The organism is Ruegeria sp. CL6 (genome assembly GCF_056536465.1).
The window spans coordinates 68976-90098 of sequence record NZ_JBQFPR010000001.1; the positions used below are offsets into that span (position 1 = coordinate 68976).

At 55.1% G+C, this 21123-nt stretch carries 22 protein-coding genes and 1 other RNA gene; 11 read left to right on the forward strand and 12 right to left on the reverse strand.

The genetic code is table 11. The annotated features are described in order from the left end of the window. The first annotated feature begins 97 nt into the window (after window positions 1–97). The 6 genes from purC (at window position 98) to ACR0LH_RS00385 (ending at window position 8379) form a co-directional block, all read left to right on the forward strand. Window positions 98–853: a phosphoribosylaminoimidazolesuccinocarboxamide synthase gene (gene purC, locus ACR0LH_RS00360; protein WP_170388492.1), complete on the forward strand. Its 756-nt coding sequence runs from the start codon at window positions 98–100 to the stop codon at window positions 851–853. A 176-nt stretch (window positions 854–1029) separates the two neighbouring features. Then, on the forward strand, window positions 1030–1260 hold the full coding sequence (gene purS, locus ACR0LH_RS00365) for a phosphoribosylformylglycinamidine synthase subunit PurS (RefSeq protein ID WP_170388490.1): 231 nt from the start codon (window positions 1030–1032) through the stop codon (window positions 1258–1260). 21 nt (window positions 1261–1281) lie between these two features. Further along, entirely contained in the window at window positions 1282–1950 is a 669-nt protein-coding gene (purQ, locus tag ACR0LH_RS00370; protein ID WP_480719228.1) for a phosphoribosylformylglycinamidine synthase subunit PurQ, read from the forward strand. A 36-nt stretch (window positions 1951–1986) separates the two neighbouring features. Then, on the forward strand, window positions 1987–3765 hold the full coding sequence (locus ACR0LH_RS00375) for an ATP-binding protein (protein ID WP_170485490.1): 1779 nt from the start codon (window positions 1987–1989) through the stop codon (window positions 3763–3765). 12 nt (window positions 3766–3777) lie between these two features. Beyond that, entirely contained in the window at window positions 3778–5112 is a 1335-nt protein-coding gene (locus ACR0LH_RS00380; protein ID WP_170388484.1) for a sigma-54-dependent transcriptional regulator, read from the forward strand. 513 nt (window positions 5113–5625) lie between these two features. After that, on the forward strand, window positions 5626–8379 hold the full coding sequence (locus ACR0LH_RS00385; RefSeq protein ID WP_480719229.1) for an Rne/Rng family ribonuclease: 2754 nt from the start codon (window positions 5626–5628) through the stop codon (window positions 8377–8379). Between the two features lie 55 nt (window positions 8380–8434). On the opposite strand, the gene ACR0LH_RS00390 is transcribed toward ACR0LH_RS00385, so the two are convergent. Then, complete coding sequence (locus ACR0LH_RS00390; protein WP_170388481.1) at window positions 8435–8668, reverse strand: sulfurtransferase TusA family protein; 234 nt, start codon at window positions 8666–8668, stop codon at window positions 8435–8437. Between the two features lie 105 nt (window positions 8669–8773). Here ACR0LH_RS00390 and ACR0LH_RS00395 point away from each other — a divergent pair, with 105 nt between their 5' ends. The 4 genes from ACR0LH_RS00395 to ACR0LH_RS00410 all read left to right on the forward strand — a co-directional run bounded on the left by ACR0LH_RS00395 (window position 8774) and on the right by ACR0LH_RS00410 (window position 13104). Beyond that, window positions 8774–9526: a cytochrome c biogenesis protein CcdA gene (locus ACR0LH_RS00395; RefSeq protein WP_170485488.1), complete on the forward strand. Its 753-nt coding sequence runs from the start codon at window positions 8774–8776 to the stop codon at window positions 9524–9526. A gap of 63 nt (window positions 9527–9589) precedes the next feature. Further along, window positions 9590–10804, forward strand: a complete 1215-nt coding sequence (locus ACR0LH_RS00400; protein WP_480719230.1) for a hypothetical protein — start codon at window positions 9590–9592, stop codon at window positions 10802–10804. After that, complete coding sequence (locus ACR0LH_RS00405) at window positions 10801–12150, forward strand: cytochrome P450 (RefSeq protein WP_480719231.1); 1350 nt, start codon at window positions 10801–10803, stop codon at window positions 12148–12150. The genes ACR0LH_RS00400 and ACR0LH_RS00405 overlap by 4 nt, the downstream gene beginning before the upstream one ends. 72 nt (window positions 12151–12222) lie before the next feature. After that, window positions 12223–13104 (forward strand): fructose bisphosphate aldolase, encoded by an 882-nt coding sequence (locus ACR0LH_RS00410; protein WP_480719232.1) that lies wholly within the window; start codon window positions 12223–12225, stop codon window positions 13102–13104. Window positions 13105–13110: 6 nt separating this feature from the next. Here the strand turns inward: ACR0LH_RS00410 and ACR0LH_RS00415 are convergent, their stop codons facing one another. From ACR0LH_RS00415 to fumC, 4 genes are all read right to left on the reverse strand, one after another. After that, complete coding sequence (locus ACR0LH_RS00415) at window positions 13111–13716, reverse strand: DNA-3-methyladenine glycosylase I (RefSeq protein ID WP_480719233.1); 606 nt, start codon at window positions 13714–13716, stop codon at window positions 13111–13113. A 66-nt stretch (window positions 13717–13782) separates the two neighbouring features. Continuing rightward, window positions 13783–13998 (reverse strand): ribbon-helix-helix domain-containing protein, encoded by a 216-nt coding sequence (locus ACR0LH_RS00420; RefSeq protein WP_170388470.1) that lies wholly within the window; start codon window positions 13996–13998, stop codon window positions 13783–13785. Next, complete coding sequence (locus ACR0LH_RS00425; protein ID WP_170485483.1) at window positions 13995–14171, reverse strand: DUF4169 family protein; 177 nt, start codon at window positions 14169–14171, stop codon at window positions 13995–13997. The genes ACR0LH_RS00420 and ACR0LH_RS00425 overlap by 4 nt, the downstream gene beginning before the upstream one ends. Beyond that, window positions 14171–15565, reverse strand: coding sequence for a class II fumarate hydratase (gene fumC / locus ACR0LH_RS00430; RefSeq protein ID WP_170485482.1), 1395 nt, complete (start codon window positions 15563–15565; stop codon window positions 14171–14173). Before fumC ends, ACR0LH_RS00425 begins: the two co-directional genes overlap by 1 nt. Window positions 15566–15820: 255 nt before the next feature. Between fumC and ACR0LH_RS00435 the strand changes: the two genes are divergently transcribed. Further along, window positions 15821–16336 (forward strand): hypothetical protein, encoded by a 516-nt coding sequence (locus ACR0LH_RS00435; protein ID WP_170388464.1) that lies wholly within the window; start codon window positions 15821–15823, stop codon window positions 16334–16336. Between the two features lie 11 nt (window positions 16337–16347). Here ACR0LH_RS00435 and ACR0LH_RS00440 read toward each other — a convergent pair whose 3' ends face one another. The 7 genes from ACR0LH_RS00440 to ACR0LH_RS00470 form a co-directional block, all read right to left on the reverse strand. Then, on the reverse strand, window positions 16348–16806 hold the full coding sequence (locus tag ACR0LH_RS00440; protein WP_170388462.1) for a ClpXP protease specificity-enhancing factor SspB: 459 nt from the start codon (window positions 16804–16806) through the stop codon (window positions 16348–16350). Window positions 16807–16882: 76 nt separating this feature from the next. Beyond that, window positions 16883–18136, reverse strand: coding sequence for a chromate efflux transporter (gene chrA, locus ACR0LH_RS00445; protein WP_480719234.1), 1254 nt, complete (start codon window positions 18134–18136; stop codon window positions 16883–16885). After that, window positions 18133–18948, reverse strand: a complete 816-nt coding sequence (locus tag ACR0LH_RS00450; RefSeq protein ID WP_480719235.1) for a chromate resistance protein ChrB domain-containing protein — start codon at window positions 18946–18948, stop codon at window positions 18133–18135. The genes chrA and ACR0LH_RS00450 overlap by 4 nt, the downstream gene beginning before the upstream one ends. A 127-nt stretch (window positions 18949–19075) precedes the next feature. Then, entirely contained in the window at window positions 19076–19507 is a 432-nt protein-coding gene (locus ACR0LH_RS00455; RefSeq protein WP_170485479.1) for an ester cyclase, read from the reverse strand. 95 nt (window positions 19508–19602) lie between these two features. Next, window positions 19603–19949, reverse strand: a transfer-messenger RNA (tmRNA) gene (gene ssrA, locus ACR0LH_RS00460). 37 nt (window positions 19950–19986) lie between these two features. Beyond that, entirely contained in the window at window positions 19987–20349 is a 363-nt protein-coding gene (locus ACR0LH_RS00465; RefSeq protein WP_170485478.1) for a DUF4345 family protein, read from the reverse strand. Between the two features lie 10 nt (window positions 20350–20359). After that, window positions 20360–21091, reverse strand: a complete 732-nt coding sequence (locus tag ACR0LH_RS00470) for a FadR/GntR family transcriptional regulator (protein WP_480719236.1) — start codon at window positions 21089–21091, stop codon at window positions 20360–20362. Between the last annotated feature and the right edge of the window lie 32 nt (window positions 21092–21123).

A 21123-nucleotide genomic window follows, 5' to 3' on the forward strand; every position in this document is an offset into this window, starting at 1 on the left:
CCTCGGGTCGTCGAACTTGCGGGAAAGGGGGGCTTGGACTATGAGAGCGCCAAGAAGCAGGGGAAATCCCCGGCTCAACAGTCTGGAAGGGTCGCTTATGGCGCGTCGCAAGAAAATCTACGAAGGCAAGGCCAAGATTCTGTATGAAGGCCCAGAGCCGGGCACCATCGTGCAGTATTTCAAGGATGATGCCACCGCCTTCAACGCGGAAAAGAAGGATGTCATCGACGGTAAGGGTGTTCTGAACAACCGCCTGAGCGAGTTTTTCATGAACGGCCTCAACCAGATCGGCGTTCCGACCCATTTCATTCGCCGCCTCAACATGCGCGAGCAGCTGGTGCGTAGCTGCGAGATCGTGCCGCTGGAAGTGATCGTGCGGAACTATGCTGCCGGATCGATGTCCAAGCGACTTGGCATAGACGAGGGCACGCAACTGCCGCGACCCATCGTTGAGTACTGCTACAAAGACGATTCTCTGGGCGACCCGCTGGTCACCGAGGAACATATCGCCGCCTTCGGATGGGCCAGTCAGCAGGACATGGACGATATCCTGAGCCTGGCGCTGCGCGTGAATGACTTCATGAGCGGTCTCATGCTGGCGGTTGGCATTCGGCTGGTCGACTTCAAGATCGAGATTGGCCGCGTGTTTGAAGGTGACTACCAGCGCCTGATCGTCGCTGACGAAATCAGCCCAGACAGCTGCCGTCTTTGGGACATCGAAACAGGTCAGAAGCTGGACAAGGACGTGTTTCGTCGTGATCTGGGCAATCTGACAGATGCGTATTCCGAAGTTGCCCGACGCCTTGGGGTTCTGCCCAAAAGCAATGTGACCAAGCCGACGCTCATCAATTGATTTGACAGCTCTGGACTTGACCATAAAACGCCGCACCTTACTGCGGCGTTTTTTGTTTATCGACGATCCTGCGGCAAACTGCTTGCGGACAAGGGTTGTCGAACGGCTCTGAGCGCGTTATCCCCCCGCGCAACGGAACGGGCCGCACGCGCTGGCCCTCAACTGGAGTTGCAGGAATGAAAGCACGGGTGCATGTGATGCTCAAGAACGGGGTTCTGGACCCGCAGGGTGAAGCGGTACGTCACGCATTGGGCGCCCTGGGCTTTGATCAGGTCGAAGGCGTTCGCCAAGGCAAGGTGATCGACCTTGAGCTGGCCGACGGCGCGACCGAAGCCGACATCACCGAGATGTGCGAAAAGCTGTTGGCCAACACGGTCATCGAGCGCTACGAAATCGAACTGGTCTGACCCTTTATCCGGAGGCCCGCCATGCGCGCAGCAGTCATCGTTTTCCCCGGATCAAACTGCGACCGGGATCTTGCCGTAGCCTTTGAGCAGGCGGGTTTTCAGGTCGATATGGTTTGGCACAAGGACGCCGCTCTGCCCGATGGGGTGGACATCGTTGGTGTGCCGGGCGGTTTCTCTTACGGCGACTACCTGCGCTGCGGTGCAATTGCCGCGCAGTCGCCTATCTGCAAAGCGGTCGTGGATCACACGCAGCGCGGCGGCTATGCCTTGGGAATTTGCAACGGTTTCCAGATTCTGACCGAAACCGGAATTCTTCCGGGCGCGCTGCTGCGAAATGCCGGTCTGAAATACATCTGCCGCACCGTTGGCCTAAAGGTTGAAACCAGCGATAGCGCCTTTACCGAAGGCTACAATACAGGCGACGTGATCGGAATTCCCATAGCCCATCACGACGGCAACTATTTCGCGGATGAAAACACTCTTGCGACGTTGAAAGACCAAGACCGCGTTGCGTTCACCTATACCGAGAATCCCAATGGGTCGGTTGGTGACATCGCTGGTATCCTTTCCGAAAACCGCAGAGTACTTGGAATGATGCCGCACCCCGAGCGCGCGGCCGATGAAGGTCACGGCGGGACTGATGGAACGGCATTGTTCCGCGCATTGTCAGGTGTGCTGACACCCGCATGACTTGAGGTCGATGCCAAGCCCGCGTAGTTTCCGGGTATGAGTTCCGACAACCGTTCTGGCTGGTCTTCTTTGAAAAAACCATTCCGCGGCGCGCCATTGGGTTGGCGCCTGCGTGTTGCCGTCTCGATCCTGCTGATTGCGACGGTGGCAACGATTTGGGTCACCAACCGGCTGCTTACGGATCGTTTTACTGAATCGACGCGGAACAGGGCTGAGCTGCGCCTTGCATTGTACTCGGGCAACTTGCTGAGCGAATTGCGGCGGAACGCCATTGTACCGCAACTTTTGGCACGCGATCCCACTCTGATCTCGGCATTGCAATCCAGTGATTTTTCACTGTCCACGCAGCGGCTTATCTCGTTTGTCGAAGAAATCGGCGCTGCTTCGTTGATGTTGCTGGACAGTGACGGACGAACCGTGGCCGCCACCGACCGGAACCGGCTGGGCGAAGCGCATCGGAACTCGGCGTATTACGTTGATGCGGTTCGCGCGAACTCTACGATTTTCACGGTCATCCAGAACGAATCCGGTGGATATAGCTTTGTGTACTCCAGACGCATGGACGCAGGCTCAGATATTCTCGGGGTGATCGTTGTTGAGGTCGACCTTCATAAATTTGAACGGGCTTGGGCTGGGATTTCCGATGCTGTTATGGTGGCGGACAGCACGGGCACGATCATCCTGTCGACGGAACCAAAATGGCGAGGTCTAGAGGAGAGCGCCGCGTTGGTTCGCCAACCGCCGGAAGGCGCAATCGAGCGCGCCATTCGCGCGACCACGGATTGGACGGCCTTGCCACCGGATGCCTATCTGCAGGGCGAAGGTGTCATGCGCATGGATACGCGGATTCCGTTTAGGGGTTGGCAAATGACCTCGTTCACGACCTACGCGTCGATCCGGGACAAGGTGAACAGCGTCATTGCGCTGGAAATTATGGGTTTTGCGATTCTTCTGGCGCTTGCATTCTACGCGCTCAGCCGCCGAGCGACGTTGCGCATGGCTCTGTTCCAGCGCGAGTCGGCAGAGCTTCGCGCACTGAACACCCGGCTGCAGCGGGAAATTGCTGAACGCGAGCGGGTTGAAAAGACACTGGAAGTGGCTGAGCAGACACTTGCGCAAAGCTCGAAACTGGCGGCCTTGGGTGAAATGTCGGCGGCCGTCAGTCACGAGCTGAATCAACCCTTGGCTGCAATGAAAACCTATCTAGCGGGCGCACGGCTGCTGCTGCGTCGAAACCGCCCCGAGGAGGCCTTGGCCAGCTTTGGCCGCATCGACGGTCTGATTGAGCGGATGGGAGCAATCACCCGGCAGCTCAAGTCCTACGCGCGCAAGGGCGCGGATGCGTTTTCCCCTGTAAACCTTGGCGAAGCGCTGGCCTCGGCCCTGTCGATGATGGAACCGCAATTGCGTCAGCGCCATGTTAAGATCACTCAGATTCTGCCGGAAGAACCCGTGTTTGTGATGGGGGATCGGATGCGGATCGAACAGGTCATGGTGAACCTCTTGCGGAATGCGCTCGATGCCACCAAATCTGTAACTGAGCCGGACGTCGAAATAATTCTGGCCGTGGGCGACATGGCGGTGTTGACTGTAAGGGATAACGGTCATGGGATCGAGGACATCGAAAATCTGTTCGAGCCCTTCTACACCACCAAACAGCCCGGCGACGGTGTAGGTCTGGGGCTTGCCATCTCGTCCGGGATCGTAAACGACCATGGAGGACGGCTGACCGCGCGCAACAGCCCGAACGGGGGCGCCGTGTTTGAGATGAAGTTGCCGACACTAGGAAGCGACGGCCTTGAGGCCGCGGAATAACGGGGAAAGACTATGGCACAAGCCATGAAAATTGCCATCGTGGACGACGAACAGGACATGCGCCAGTCGATCAGTCAGTGGTTGGCATTGTCTGGATATGACACGGAAACTTTTTCCAGCGCCGAAGACGCGCTTAAGGTTCTTGGGCCTGAATACCCCGGAATCGTCATTTCAGACATCAAGATGCCGGGCATGGATGGTATTCAGTTGCTCAAAAAGCTGATGGGGGCGGACAGCACTCTGCCTGTTATCATGATCACCGGCCACGGCGACGTGCCGATGGCGGTCGAGGCCATGCGGGTCGGAGCCTTCGATTTCCTTGAGAAGCCGTTCAATCCGGATCGGATGTCTGAACTGGCCAAGCGCGCCAGCAACGCGCGACGCCTGACGCTCGACAATCGTGCCCTGCGACGGGAACTGTCGGACGGCACGCAGATCATGAACAAGCTGATCGGCGCCAGCCCAGTGATGGACCGTCTGCGCGAGGATATTCTGGATCTGGGTCAGGCCGATGGCCACGTCCTGATTGACGGTGAAACGGGAACGGGAAAGACGCTTGTGGCCCATGCCCTGCATGCCGTTGGCAGTCGGGCAGGTAAGAAATTCGTTTTGGTCTCTTGCGCAGCGCTGGAGGAAGAGGCGCTGTCGAAACGTCTGTTCGGGCCGATGATGCCAGAAGACGCTCAACTGCCAGCAATCGAAGAAGCGCGTGGCGGGACTTTGGTTTTGGAAGACATCGAAGCCCTGAGTGACACGTTGCAGGCGCGGCTGCTGAGCGTGATGAACGATCAGGGGACGCCTGCCGAAACGCGGATCATAGCGATTTCAAACCTTCAGGAAGCAGGTAAAACGAGCGAGGACGTGCTGCGCCCTGACTTGTTCTACCGTTTGGCGGCGTTGCGGATAACCATGCCTCCGCTGCGGCAGCGTGGTGAGGATATCCTAACCCTGTTCACCCGTCTGAGCGAACAATTTGCCGAAGAATATGGATGTGATGCGCCGCAGGTCAGTGCTCAGGAAGCAGCACAGTTGCTGCAAGCTCCTTGGCCGGGCAATGTACGTCAGTTGATCAATATTGCTGAGCGCGCGGTACTACAGTCGCGTCGTGGGTCGGGAACCATCGCCTCGTTGCTGATGTCGGACCATGAAGAAATGCAGCCAGTCATGACGACCGAAGGGAAACCTTTGAAGGAATATGTCGAAGCGTTCGAGCGTATGCTGATCGACAACACCATGCGGCGTCACAAGGGCTCGATCGCTTCGGTAATGGATGAATTGTGTCTGCCACGTCGGACTCTGAATGAGAAAATGGCCAAGTACGGCCTTCAACGTTCCGACTACCTGTAGAGGCGAGGAGGGGGCCAGCCCCCTCTTGAGCCTTTGGCTCAATTCACCCCCGAAGTATTTTTGAACAGAAGAAGGTGTTGATGCGTGCCTAGAGGCGCTGTCGTGCAGTTTGCCCATTGTCTTTTCCACAGGACTGCTTTTATTGTAACCGAGCGGGCCGAGCCGTTATTGCGCTTTTAAGACCCGAATCTTTGAGTTTCGCTGCAATGCCGCAGGTGGTGACCTACTCCCACGCAGGCTGCGCAGACCGATTGTGCCCCTTTTTGGGGCAGTTGAACACCTGAGCCCGTGGTTGCGGGCGAAAGGAATAAATGGGCAGGCAGCGCAAGGTCGCGCCTGTCGGAGAAGAACCGCGATGACGCGCGCGCAACGATTGACTTTACGGGCAGGGGGCCAAAGCGCCAAACCCTGCCGCGCGCCGTCCGAAATCGCCCTGACAAGACACCACCCCAAAAGCGCCTGTCCCCCCGGACGGGTAAGGACAACGCGTTTGGCGCGGTGCACCAAGGACACATGGCTAAGAAAATGCTTATCGATGCCACCCACGCGGAGGAAACCCGCGTTGTGGTGGTCGACGGAAACAAGGTCGAGGAGTTCGATTTTGAATCCGAAAACAAACGCCAGCTTGCTGGCAACATCTACCTGGCAAAAGTAACGCGGGTCGAACCGTCCCTTCAGGCTGCTTTCGTAGACTACGGTGGCAACCGTCACGGGTTTCTTGCGTTTTCGGAAATCCATCCGGACTACTACCAGATTCCGGTAGCTGACCGTGAGGCGCTGATGGAGGAGGAGCGCGCTTACGCCGAGGCGATGAAAGCGCGAGACGAGGCCGAGGAAACCAAGCCCAAGAAGCGTCGCTCACGCTCGCGTACCAAGGCTGCGGATGTAAAATCTGATGACGTTGTTGAGTCGGTCGAAGTTTCGTCGGAACCCACCGGCATGGAAACAATTGATCTGGACGACAGTGACGAAAATCCCGATCTTGAAGTGCCGGAGGGGACATCTCCTGCGGATCGCGTAGCCGAAACGCCTGTCGAGGAACCCATCGACGATGCGCCTGAGGCGTCCGAAGACACTGTGGACGAAGACGTTGAAGCCAAGTCTGATGAGACTTCGCAGGCCGAGGAAACAGATGCGACCATTGAAACGCCGGACGAAGTAAGTGCCGTCGAAGAAAGCTCTGATGGTGACGTCACAGAGGCTGCAGCTGTAGAAGCCGAGGACGCGTCGGCTGAAGGTGAGACCAAGGAAGATACGGACGAGGCGGAAGCCCGCGCAGATGCGGCGGCCAAAGACGACTCGATCGAATCTGTCGCGGATGAGGATGACAGCGAAGATATCCGTCCTCCGCGTAAGCCGCGCCCGCGTCGGTACAAGATTCAAGAAGTCATCAAGGTTCGCCAAGTTCTGCTGGTTCAGGTCGTAAAAGAGGAACGCGGGAACAAGGGCGCTGCTTTGACGACATACCTGTCTTTGGCTGGTCGTTATTGCGTCTTGATGCCAAACACGGCGCGCGGTGGCGGGATCAGCCGCAAGATTACCAATGCGCCGGACCGAAAGAAGCTGAAGGAAATTGCAGCCGACATAGACGTGCCGACCGGCGCTGGTCTGATTATTCGGACGGCCGGAGCCAAGCGCACCAAGTCCGAAATCAAGCGCGACTATGAATATCTACAGCGCATGTGGGAGCAGATTCGCGAGTTGACGCTCAAGTCCATTGCGTCCGCCAAGATTTACGAAGAAGGCGACCTGATCAAACGGTCGATCCGCGATCTTTATAATCGTGATATTGATGAGGTTCTGGTTGAAGGCGAGGCGGGCTATCGCATCGCCAAGGACTTCATGAAGATGATCATGCCGTCGCACGCCAAGAACGTGAAACGGTATGAGGACGCGTTGCCTCTGTTCGCGCGCTATCAAGTCGAAAGCTATCTGGCCGGGATGTTCAACCCGACCGTGCAGCTCAAGTCCGGCGGTTATATCGTGATTGGCGTGACCGAAGCGTTGGTTGCGATCGATGTTAACTCGGGCCGAGCGACCAAGGAAGGCTCGATCGAGGAAACCGCACTCAAGACCAACCTTGAGGCCGCTGAGGAAGTTGCGCGTCAGCTTCGCCTGCGGGATCTTGCGGGTTTGATTGTTATCGACTTTATCGACATGGATGAGCGGAAGAACAATTCCGCCGTAGAAAAGCGTCTGAAGGATAAGCTGAAAACGGACCGCGCGCGTATCCAGGTGGGTCGTATTTCTGGCTTTGGACTGCTTGAAATGAGCCGCCAGCGTCTGCGCCCAGGCATGCTTGAGGCGACGACGCAGCCGTGCCCGTCCTGCCACGGAACTGGCCTGATCCGGTCTGACGACAACATGGCGCTGACGATTCTACGCCAGATTGAGGAAGAAGGCACGCGCCGCCGGTCGCGCGAAGTTCTTGTGCGGTGCCCTGTAAGCATTGCCAACTTCCTGATGAACCAAAAGCGTGAGCATATCGCGCAGATTGAAGCTCGGTATGGTTTGTCCGTGCGGATCGAAGGTGACGTGCACTTGGTCAGCCCGGACTTCTCGTTGGAGAAGTTCAAGACAGCAAGTCGGATCGTCCCTGAAGCCAGCGCCCCGGTCGTGTCGGTAGATGCTTCGCTGATGGATTTGGTTGATGCCGATGAAGACGTGCAGGTTGAGGAAGACGCCCCTCAGTCCGAGGAAGAAGATAATCCCAAACGCAAGCGTCGCCGTCGTCGCCGCAAGAAGAACAATGGTTCGGGTGAGGCGACCGAAGTTAGCACCGAGGAAAGCGAAGCTACCGCTGTTGAGACAGCAGGCGAGCCGATTGTAGAAACCGAAGGCAATGACACGACCGAAGAAGAAAAGCCGGTCAAGCCAAAACGCCGCCGGTCTCCGCGCCGCAAGAAAAAAGATGCCGAAGTGGTCGAAGCGACCAGCGACGCGGTAGAGACGGAAACCACACAAGAGGCGGCGGAATCCGAAGCAGCGGTATCTGAGGCCAGCGAAACCGTGGTCGCCGAGGAAGCCGAACCTGTAGTCGAAGTCGAACCTGCAGCGGAACCTGTTGCCGAGGAAGTTTCAGAAGCAATTTCGCCTGAAGAAACTGAACAAGTGGAAGAACCAGTTGCAGAGCCGGAACCCGCGCCAGAAGTGGAAGCGGAACAATCTGTCCCGGAACCTGTTCTGGAAGCGGTGGCTGAAGAACCTGAGAAGCCAAGCGAACCGGCCAAACCAAAAAGACGCGGCTGGTGGTCGTTGGGACAATAAAAGTAAAGGCGGGCAACTCAGCCCGCCTTTTTTTGTTGTTCAACGGCGTCCGGTTTCACCCCGTTTTTTGAATAACGTAGACTTGGTGCCCGTCGGCATCCTCTTGGGAAATCAGCAAATGGCCACTCTCGGCACAAAAATGCGGTACATCTATGATTGCAGCGGGATCATCCGCCAAAACGCGCAGCAACGCGCCTGCGGGCATAGACTTTAGGCGTTTGCGCGCCTTCAAAACGGGCAGGGGGCATAGAAGCCCCAGCGCATCAAGGGTTTCGGATGAATCTGACATAAGGACCAAATATTTCCAGTTTGGAGAAGTGTCCAGCTTGCAACCACGAGGATGTGACCGAATGGCCCCGTGACGCGGACAGAGTCATATCATATGTGCTGAGTCATGTTCGGAATTGACATCATAGACGCGGGCCTTTTGCCTGCCATGTTCATCGCTCTGCTTGGTGGGTTGATCAGCTTTCTTTCGCCCTGCGTTCTACCAATCGTGCCGCCATATCTGGCTTATATGAGCGGTGTTTCGATCAACGACATGCAGGATCAGGCGCAGGCGCGGCGCAAGGCGACTCTGACGGCGCTATTCTTTGTACTGGGTTTGTCGACCGTTTTCCTGTTGTTGGGATTTACAGCCTCGGCCTTTGGCGCATTTGTGCTGAAAAACCAGGTGCTGTTTGCGAAACTGTCGGGCGCGGTTGTAATTGTTTTTGGGCTGCATTTTCTGAACGTTTTCCGAATTCCGTTCCTTGATCGCGAAGCTCGTATCGACACTGGTGAAACCGGAGGCTCGGTTTTCGGCGCTTACATTCTGGGGCTGGCCTTTGCCTTTGGGTGGACGCCATGTATCGGCCCACAGCTGGGCGCAATCCTGTCTCTCGCAGCGTCTGAGGCATCAGTGGCGCGGGGAACATTGCTGCTGGGTGTTTACGCCGCAGGTCTAGGTATTCCGTTTCTATTGGCGGCGATGTTCCTGAATCGCTCAATGACTTTGATGAACCGGATCAAGCCCCATATGGGCGCAATCGAGAAAGTGATGGGCGGTCTGCTTCTGTTCGTCGGTATAATGCTGATTACTGGCCTGTTTACAGAGTTTAGCTGGTGGCTACTGGAAACCTTTCCCATGCTGGCGAATTTTGGATAACACCCGGAACTGGCTTACCTTGTCGGAAATGCTGCGTTAACTTGCGTGGTAAAAGGTGGGGTTATGAGCAGTCACGCAAGTCAGTCCAAGGTGCGACGCCGCCGGGTGTTTTACATTCCCGGCTACGATCCGATCCATCCCCGCAGGTATCGTGAGCTGTACCGCAAGGAAAGTCGCGCACAGGCCGAGATTTCGGGATATGAAATTTCGGTCTCAGCCAAATCAGGTGACGGTCCGTATGGATGGCACGTGCGCTCGATTCAGGACGGAACCGAGGTCTTTAGCGACATAGAGGTTCTTCACTGGTCGGATATTGTTCGCGACAGTATGTCCAACTCTATCGTCGCTACGTATCGGCAACTGATCCAAACCGCTTGGATATACATTTCGACGGGCACTCTTTGGAGGTTGATGAAACTGCGAAAAGGGCCCGTTATTGCAGCGCTTTATCCTGTTGCGATGTTGCTTGCTCAACTGTTGATTGCCATGTTTCTGGGCTGGAGTGTGGCTGCTTTGCTGTACGCGGTTGTTGGCTGGTCTTCCATCCTGCCTGCGGCGATTGTCGCGTATTTTACCCTGCGTTGGTTTCGACGGGCTGATAGCAGATTTTTTGCGTATTACTTGATGCATGACTATGCGTACTCGGCTGAAAATAAGGGAGAAATTTCTGAACCACTAGGTCATCGCCTTTCTGAGTTCACCAATCAAATTCTCGACGCGCTTGAGAGCGATACAGACGAAGTCCTGATCGTTGGCCACAGTTCTGGCGCGCATCTTGGGGTGAGTGTCTTGGCCGAGGTTCTTCGGTCCGGCCCTGGCACCGCAAACCGACCCGTGTTGTCTTTTCTGACGCTGGGCCAGGTAATTCCCATGGTATCGTTCCTACCCAACGCGAATGACCTACGCGCGGATTTACGGTATTTATCCGAACAGAACGAATTGACGTGGGTTGACGTTTCCGCTCCAGGAGACGGATGTTCATTCGCTTTGTGCGATCCGGTGGCGGTTTCCGGGGTCAGTTCCGAGGGGTCAAAATGGCCCCTTGTTCTATCGGCGGCTTTCACTCAGACTCTTTCCGCCAATCGCTGGAAAGAGTTGAGGTGGCGATTTTTTCGGCTACATTTCCAATACTTGTGTGCTTTTGATAAAGTAGGAACGTATGACTATTTCCGCATCACGGCGGGGCCGCTAACCTTGGGCGATAGGTTCGAAGGACGCGCGCCTTCCAAATCTCGGATCGCCGAACCCGTATCCAAGTTTCGTTCGGTGCAGGCATGACGCCACCAAAGCCCGCTGCGCGACCGGACAAAGTATCGCTGTGGCAGTATCTCAAGCTATTCCGCAAGGACATCCTGTCAGCGCAGCCACAACGCCTCTACCGGGCTTGGATGGCCGAATTCAGAACGTTTTTCTTCAGGTCATACTTGATCAATCAGCCCGATCTCATTGAGAAGGTGTTGAAAAACAAAGCCAGCGACTTCCCAAAATCAAGCCGGATCAGCGAAGGGTTACGCCCTTTGTTGGGCGAGTCTGTGTTCCTGACGAACGGAGAAACCTGGAAACGGCAACGTCGTATCATTGACCCTGCATTTGAAGGCGGTCGCCTGAAGGGCACGTATCCCGCAATGTTGGATGCTTCTAAGGCGGCAGTCGAACGCATGCGGCCACTTTCGGGCACCTGCATTGAAATTGAGGAATTCACCAGCCACGCCGCGGCGGATGTGATTTTCAGAACCCTGTTTTCTGTTCCAATTGAACACAGGATCGCCGCGCAAGTTTTTGAAAAGTTTAAAAGTTATCAACGCGCTCAGCCATTGCTAAACATCGCTGCGTTCGTACCATTGCCAAGATGGTTCCCGCGTTTTCATTCGGCCGCGACTCAGAGAAATGCCAGAGAAATTCGATCTCTAATTGAACGCCTAACCGCTGATCGCGCATCACAGATAGCCCAGAACAAGGCGCCGGATGACCTTGCAACCAAGATCATGACGACGCCTGACCCAGAGACCGGAAAGTGTTTTGATACCAGCGAGATGGTGGATCAGGTCGCTATTTTCTTTTTGGCAGGTCACGAAACCAGTGCTTCCGCTTTGGCGTGGACCCTTTATTTGATGGCTCTGTATCCGGAATGGCAAGAAAAAGTGGCGACCGAGGCGCAAGCGTTCGACGAGCAGCGTTTCTCGACATTGTCTCGATTAAAGATAAGCCGGGATGTGTTTCGAGAAGCGCTGAGGCTTTACCCACCAGTACCAATGATGGTCCGCGAAAACACCTGCCCTGAAACGTTTCGAGATCGCAAAATCGATAGGGGTTCGCAGATCGTGATCAGCCCTTGGCATTTGCACCGGCACGAACGCCTTTGGGATCGACCCGACGCATTCGACCCATCTCGGTGGGAGACTGAGAATGGCAAGTCGTGCCAACGCAATGCGTTTATTCCATTCTCCACCGGGCCACGTGTTTGCACCGGGGCTGGATTCGCGATGGTAGAAGGTCCGTTGCTGCTGTCCGTGTTGTTACGGACCTTTCGCTTTGAGTTGGTGGCGGACCGTGTGCCTGTTCCAGTTGCCCATCTTACCGTCCGGTCGAAAGATGGCATTTGGTTGCGCGTGGGTGAGCGCTAAACAACTACCATCGCCTTGCGCCTTGATGTATGCGGTTCAAAACAGCGGAATCATTTCAAACGGGAAAACCTTATGTCCAAATCTGAACAGCGCGAACAAATGTCTAACGGTGCGGGCTTCATTGCTGCGCTGGATCAAAGTGGCGGTTCAACCCCCAAGGCACTGGCGCTTTACGGGGTAGAGGCATCGGACTATTCCTCGGATGAAGAAATGTTCGGTGAGATTCAGAAGATGCGCGCGCGGATCATTTTGGGCACTGACTTCACCAAGGACAAGGTGATTGGCGCAATCCTGTTTGAACGTACTCTTTCCGAACAAATAGATGGTCGACCCGTTGCAGACTACCTGTGGTCGGTCAAAGGCATCGTTCCTTTCCTTAAGATTGACAAAGGCTTGGAAGACGAAGTGAACGGCGTTCAGATGATGAAGCCGATCCCGGGCCTTGCTGATACACTGGCCAAAGCTGAGGGTGTTTTTGGCACCAAAGAACGCTCGGTCATTCACAAAGCAAACGCCGAAGGCATCGCGGCAGTCGTCGCCCAACAGTTCGACGTCGCCCGCGAGGTTGTCGCCGCCGGGATGGTTCCGATTGTTGAACCTGAGGTGAACATTAACTCTGCAACCAAAGCCGAAGCCGAAGACATTCTGAAAGCTGAAATCCTGAAGAACCTGGATCAACTGCAGGACGGGCAGGATGTGATGTTGAAGCTGAGCATTCCCAACCAGGCTAACCTATATGACGAAGTGGCAGATCACCCGCGGGTGGTCCGTGTTGTGGCCTTGTCGGGTGGATACTCGACCGAACAAGCCTGCGACCTGCTGGATCAGAATGACAAGATGATCGCGTCTTTCTCACGCGCACTGACCGAAGGTCTGTCAAAACAACAGTCTGACGCAGAGTTCAACACCGCGTTGGGTGGGAACATCGACAAGATTTTCAAGGCGTCCGTCTAAGGTTCGCTAACTTACTGGTTTCGTGAAATCGCGGCGCAGTTGCGCCGCTTTTTCGCGCATGACGCAATCAATAGCGTGGTCGTTTACCAGACCCATCGCCTGCATGAAGGCAAATACCGTTGTTGGCCCCACGAATTTCCATCCGCGTTTCTTGAGGTCTTTGGACATCGCAATGGATTCAGGGGATGTTGAAGCCGTCTGCGGATTTTCAGGCATTTCAGCCTCAAACCCCCAGACGTAAGCAGCAAGGGACCCTTCGGCGGCAACCAACTCTTGAACACGCCGGGCATTGTTGATGACCGCCTCGATTTTTCCGCGATGGCGAACGATCCCTTCGTCCTTAAGCAAGCGTTCGACGTCAGCCTCATCAAACTCGGCCACCTGATTGAAATCAAATTGTTTAAACGCTTTCCGAAAGTTCTCGCGTTTGGACAGGATCGTGCGCCAACTTAGGCCGGACTGAAAACTCTCAAGACACAGTTTTTCAAACAACCGCTGGTCATCCGCCACCGGGTAACCCCATTCCTGATCATGGTAATCAAAAAACTCTGGAGCAGAACTGCACCATGCGCAGCGTGGTTTTCCGTCTGGTCCAACTACGGTTTTGCTCATCACTTGTACCCCATTTGTTCTCATAAACTTTAGTAAAGTTTGCACGAAAAACACAACTGTTTTCCGTTAGGACCGATACCAATTCAGAATGAAAACGCGGATGGCCGAAGCAAGCCCCACATCTGGATCACGCGCCACATCAATTTCTGCTGCTAACGCGTTGATCGGAGTATTCTTTGACTTGGCAATATCCCTAAAAGCCTGCCAAAACTCATCCTCCAACGAAACGGACGTACGATGCCCTTTGAGTGTCAGTGACCGTTTGACAGGGCGGCCGCTCATTTGTCCAACTCGTGATTGTCGAGGTCAGAGCGTTGCTTGTCCTGTTGTTTTTGCAGGACTTCTTTCTCAGCCTTACTGCGCCCAAAAGCGACAGAGTTCTGATCCGCGCGGGCTTTTTTCTCAGCCCGCGCTTTTTCTTTTCGATACCGGTTGAGGTTAACCGGTTTTCCCATCAGCTTTTGGGTCCGATCATGTGTTCAGGACGGACCACGGCGTCAAAGGTTTCTTCATCGACAAACCCAAGAGCGATCGCTTCTTCCTTGAGGGTCGTCCCATTTTTATGGGCCGTTTTCGCGACGGTTGTCGCGTTGTCATACCCGATGGTGGGGGCCAGAGCGGTCACCAGCATCAGAGATTCTTTCATCAGCTTTTCGATCCGCGGCTCGTTGGCCTGAATGCCCATCAACATGCGCTCGGTAAAGCTGTCGGCGGCATCGCCCAACAACTGAATGGACTGCAGCAGATTGTAGGACATCATCGGGTTATAGACGTTCAGTTCAAAATGGCCCTGGCTGCCCGCGAATTTTATCGCGGCGTCGTTGCCCATCACATGGGCGGCAACTTGGGTAATCGCTTCGGCTTGGGTCGGGTTTACCTTGCCCGGCATGATCGAAGATCCCGGCTCATTTTCCGGCAGGATCAGTTCGCCCAGACCCGAGCGGGGACCGGACCCCAGCAGGCGGATGTCATTCGCGATTTTATAGCAGCTTCCCGCAATGGTCGCCAAAGCGCCGGACAGGAAGACCATCGCATCATGCGACGCCAAAGCCTCGAACTTGTTGGGGGCGGTGACGAAGGGCAGGCCGGTAATTTCCGCCATGTTTGCGGCGACAGCCTCGCTCCAGCCGTCATGCGTGTTCAGGCCGGTTCCAACGGCCGTACCGCCTTGGGCCAGCTCGTAAATTCCGGGCATCGCCGCCTTGACCCGTTCAATTCCCTGACGAATCTGATGCGCATATCCACTGAATTCCTGACCCAGTGTCAGAGGCGTGGCATCTTGTGTATGCGTGCGCCCGATCTTGATGATGTCGCCAAATTCTTCGGATTTCTTTTCGAGCCCCGACGCCAGTTTTTCCAGCCCGGGCAGCAGAACGTCGCGGACGCTCATGGCGGTGGCAATGTGCATTGCGGTCGGGAAGGTGTCGTTGGACGATTGACCCATATTGCAATGATCGTTGGGGTGAACCGGGTCTTTTGATCCGATCACACCGCCCAGAATCTCAATCGCGCGGTTCGCGATCACCTCATTCGAGTTCATGTTGGACTGTGTGCCCGATCCAGTTTGCCAGACGACAAGCGGGAAGTTGTCGTCAAACTTGCCCTCGATAACTTCGCCGGCAGCCTGAATAACCGCGTCTGCGATCTTGGCGTCAAGTTTGCCGATCGCCTTGTTTTCCATCGCACAGGCTTTTTTGATCACACCAAGCGCACGAACGATGGCGACAGGTTGCTTTTCCCACCCAATCGGAAAGTTCATAATCGAACGCTGAGTTTGCGCGCCCCAATATTTGTCAGAAGGAACCTCCAGCGGGCCAAAGCTGTCGGATTCGGTGCGGGTCTGAGACATCGGTCACTCCGTCGTGTAAGCAGTCGTTTGCCGTTTACCTGCAGCATTGCTGCCGTGCAATCGGCCAGTTTCGCGCACCTTAAACTCACCGACTGGAAAGGTATAGATAAGTAGCTGCGTCATTTTTCTTGATCGAATGACAATTCGCACCATTGTCAGTGACGACGGCTTGGCTAAACTGCGAGGGTCATCAATTTGGAGGCTAACGTGCCCCAATCTGCAAGGATTAACCCACTAAAACTGTTCGCCTTATCAATGGGTGTACTCTTTTGTGTGGCACTTTCAAACGTTCCGGCCCACGCCGCAGATATTGGCTCTTTTGTCGGCGACTACGTAGGCTCGGCCAAAGTTATAGATCAGGATGGAACTGAAACCCCTCGGGACATGAGTGTCTCGATCCAAGAGACCAAAGACGGTTTCAATGTCAGTTGGAAAACCACGACCTACAAACTGGATGGTCGGGTGAAAGAGCAGTCATTCTCGATAGATTTCAAGGAATCTGAGCGGTCAGACGTGTATTCCGCTGCGATGAAACGGAATGTCTTCGGTCACGAGGTTCCCTTGGATCCCATGCGGGGTGAGCCTTTTGTCTGGGGCAGAATTGTCGGCGACACGCTGACTGTTTTCTCGTTGTTCATAGACGAGGACGGTGGCTATGAATTGCAGCAGTTTGATCGCACACTTGCCGAAGGCGGATTGAACCTGTCGTTCTCAAGATTCCGAAACGGAATTAAATCCCGTTCCGTGGAAACTTTCCTGGAAAAACAGTGATCCAGTAAGGATTATTTTCTGAAACTATCCAACGAGACGACATCGGCATCATGCTGGTCTTCTTGCTCGTCCACTTCGATCGTTTCTTCGACGATCTGGGCGGGTTCTTCGTCGTCATCTGGGCTTTCAAATCGAAGGCCAAATTCGACCGAAGGGTCCACGAAAGTCTTAATCGAACCGTAAGGGATATACAGCGGTTCTGGCGCATCTCCGAAATTGAGCGTGATGGCAAAGCCGTTGTCGCCCACTTCAAGGTTTTCAAACCAATGCTGCATGACGATTGTCATTTCATCCGGGTACCGCTCGCGCAGCCAATCGGCGATCTCGACTCCGTCATGGCCGATGTCAAAGGTGATGAAAAAATGATGCGCCCCAGGCAGGCCATTTTCGGAAACATTTGTCAAAACGGTCTTGATTAAGCCACGCATGGCTGTGTGCATCAAGTTCCCATAGTCGATGTCCTGCGACATTTGTCATCCTCAAAAGTGGTTGCCCCAAGCATACGGGATTCCCTCGGAAACGAAAGGCCGGGCGCACCATGATTGTTCAAAGAAATTGAAGCCCGATACCGGCGATGGCCATAACAGCCAGCGTCAGCCCCATGCCAAATTTCAACTTAAATATCAACACCCCAGCCAGCAAAGTCAGCATTGCCGCCGCCAGATTCAACGAAGATAAGTCAGGCCACGGTACGGAAATGATCCACCAGTGTTTGTCAGGGATGTTGGTGAAAAGAACGTTAAGACCAAACCAGACTGATAGGTTGAGAATCACACCCACGACTGCTGCGGTTATGCCTTGCAGTGCTGCCGACAGCCTTGGGCGCGCCGCCAAATGCTCTAAATACGGTGCGGCAAGGAAAATCCACAAAAAGCAGGGCACGAACGTCGCCCAAAGAGCGACCGCTCCGGCCGCGATTGCCAGGCCAGATCCTCCCTCTGATTGACCTGTCAGCATGGCAACAAACTGTGTAACCAGAATAAGCGGCCCCGGTGTCGTTTCCGCCAACCCAAGCGCGTCGATCATCTGATCCGTAGTGATCCATTGGTACTTTTCAACAACGGTCTGCGTCATATAGGCCAGCACAGCGTAGGCACCGCCAAAGGTGACGACCGCAAGTCGCGCAAAAAACCAGCCCAGATCACTCAGCAGTTTTTGTCCTGCAGCCCCTAAGATGAACAATGGCCCCAGCCAAAGGATCAGCCAAAGCGCGCAGGTTCTGACTGGTTTAATGGCCGGCGGAGGCGGGGATGGCTGAGGAGGCACGCCCACTTGATTGAACCGAGCGAAACCCCAGGCCGCTGCTGCCAGAATAATAAGGGGAAAGGGCAGGTTCAGTGCGAATATCGACAGGAACCCCAGTCCCGCGACGATGCGGTGCTCAACATCCGTGAGCGCCTTGTGCGACAACCTGAATAGCGCCTGTAACACGATGACAATCACCGTTGCCTTGACCCCCAGAAACCCCGCCTGAACAAGAGGCAAGTCTCCGTAGGCCGCGTAAAGTCCGACCAAGACCGAAATCACGATTGCGCCCGGCAGAACAAACAGTCCACCAGCGATGAGGCCGCCGGGCACCCCGCGAATCCGCCAGCCCGCAAAGGTCGCCAACTGCATCGCCTCAGGTCCAGGAAGCATCATGCACAGGGACAAAGCTCTGAGGTATGTCTGTTCGTCCAGCCAGGAACGTTTTTCGACCAACTCCTGGTGCATGAGCGAGATTTGAGCCGCAGGACCGCCAAAAGACAGCAATCCGATGCGCCCGAAAACGCGGAACAACTCTGCAAATGTTGGGATCATGATTTGCGACCTGTAGGCCAATCGTGCTGTTCCTCGAACCCGTCACGCGCCCATCGATAAAGAGCGTCGTAAAGGTGCAACCCTGCCTCCAGGTTTTGATGGTCGTCTCGGTATTGCCGCGATAGGCCGACGGACACCGCCAAAAGCCCCGCTGCCTCGGGCGACAAGTCGTGATGATTGGTATCCGCAGCGCGAATAACAGTCGCCAACCGATCAAGAGGAGGAGAGTGCAGGGCGAACTCATCCAGCATCGTGTCAAAAGTACAGCGATCCTGACGATGGCTCCAGAACACGTTTTCTACGTCAAAGGGCGTCGCGCTGAAGGCTTCGGCTGTATTTTCAACCTCGCCCGGAGCGACGAAAAGAAATTGTGCTTTGGGGTCCACGAACCGGCGTATCAGCCAGGGGCAGGCGATGCGATCTATCTTTGGCCGGTGGCGTGTTACCCATAGGGATCCTCGCGACCCCAGCGCGGAAAGGGTTGCTGCAGGTATGCGGGGTGAATCCGGCGTATCCTTCCACGCGAACATCCCGCCCTCTAGGTATTCGGCCTGCACACCGTCACTACGCAGCCATGAAACCACACCTTGACTAAGTTTCTTTCCCTTTTGGCAAATGATGACCGCGGCTTGATCTCCGATCACTTTCCTTAGTCCGGCAAGATCATTTGCGGGATGTCGGCACGAACCCGGAATAAGGTAAGGGTCCGCGTCGAAGTCTGCGTCTAGACACACATCGACCATCAAAGGCGCGGTTGGAGTTCCGATGAGTCGTGAAAGTTGTTTGGGCGTTATCGAGTTCGGCGCGGGCATAGCATGTTTCCTGTCTCAAGCGGATACATGCGAAACTTGGGCTTACGCCTCACGGGGCGTTCGCAATCTTACCCCATGCCCCTTGCTACAGCGCATGGGACAAGGGGGTCAAGATTTCATAGGTGTCTCAGGCCCAATCCAGCCGTTGGCCTGTCATGCAGACGGGCAGGGTGTCCTGTGGAAATTGGCCGAGTTGCTCGAACAGGGAAACGAAGTCGAACTGATTATACGCCTCGACAACGCGGCCATCCTTTATGCGCCCGATCAGGCTGCCTGTGGCCTGAAGGGGTGCGCCATTGTCGGCGCGGGTCGTTCTCACGTGAAGGATCGCGGAAACCCAGTCACCTTCTTCAATTATTTTTGGAATTTCGACTTTGATGTCGCCAAGAATATGCCGGAATGCCATGACCAGATCGCGAAATTCATCCGCACCAACCTGCATTTCGGGGATAAGCCCTTCGGCCATGCCTTCAGGGGCAAAATACTTGTCGATTGCATCGGTATTGCCGTTTTCCCAGACCTCGGAATACCACTCTCTGAGCACTTCTGCGTGTGACATCTCAGTTCTCCTGTCTTCGTGGACAGAACATGGACGCAATGAGTGAACAAACTCTGAAAATTCCAGCGGGGGATTTTCGGTATGACGCAGGGAAAAATGCAGGTTTCTGTTGCCAGGTACCTGCGAACCCCGCCTTGCGCGGCTAGGCGCAAGGGCTTAAGTTTCGGTCTTGTTACTGCTTACGCAGCAACTGCAACCGGAGCACGATTGTCGTTTGCAATTGTACTAGTTTCGCCGATAACGGTGGCAGACAGCCGAGACAAAGCTAACCCCTTTAGACGTTCGTCGATCCTGTTTCGGCCCCATGATCCCCAAACGAGAGATATTGGTGGAGCCGCCGGGTACCGCCCCCGGGTCCGATCCGCTTATTACGAGCGCGTTTATGTCCATAGTCCCGAAAGACACTCTCTATATAGGTGAGCAAACGCGCGGATGCAAACGGGGAAACGCCCGCAATCTTATCATTTATTTTTAGTGATTTAAGTGGCTTTATTGAAGTTCGCGAGTATCAACCACAACGCCAAAACCAATTCGATTCCACCAAAGGTCAGCGCTTTGACCAGCGGTGGATTGTCCAGCGCGACCGATACAAACCGTCCCAGCGCGGCACCGGCATAGACAACGCCCAGCATCACATAACCCATCGGATTATTCAGCAGCAGAACCACGGCTCCGGTCACGACAAACAACCCTCCGACCGAGGCGCGCATTTCGCTCAGCCCCATAGTGCTGTCGGTTGGCGCCAGATCCAGCGAGGCGGCGGTGAAGGCGGGGGCCAGGAACCCAAATAAGCCAAAACCAATGGTCAGGATGGCTGCTATTACATTAAGTCCTGTGGTCATCATGCCCTCATCAAACAGTTTTTCTGCGCTGGTCCGCAACATCCTGCGCCAGTTTTCGAGTGTAGCTTTCCAACTTAACAAGCGTTTCATCAACAGCTTCGGACTCTCTGTCCTGCAAGGCATCCGCTATCTGATTGTGGAGTGAGATAATCTCCTCGCGCGATCTGGCTGAAAAGGTGATCATGTTCATCAACGGCTGCATCGCCTCGACTGCACCCGCCAACTGATAGGACAGGACAGGGTTTCCGGCGCCGTCGACCAGCGCGCGGTGGAAGGCCACATCAGACGCGCAGAACGCCTCATCCGTGAGGCCGGGCTGCGCCTGCCTGAAAATCTCGGCTCGCATCGTTGCCAATTGATCCGCAGTTCGGCGCTGCGCCGACAAAGGCGCACAGGCACGTTCCAGCGCATAGCGCGCCTCACAAGCCGTATCGAAGGCCACGGCGTTCATGGATAGCAATAGGGTCGATGTTGTGATTTGCTGCGTATAAGCGTCTTCAAAGCTCAACCGATTGACAAATGCCCCGCCAGTCGCACCACGCTGTGTTCGGATAAGTGACTGTGCTGCAAGGCGTTTTAAGGCTTCGCGAACGGTCGGGCGTGAGACTTGGAATTGATCCGCAAGTTCGGCTTCAGACGGCAAACGCTCATCCACGATCAACTGCCCTGAGATGATTGCGTCACGGATAGCCTGAGCGATCTGCGCGGACAGATCTGCAGGTTTTTGGGGGTCGATTTTCATAATCGGGGACCATTGGTGAATTTTTATTTGTC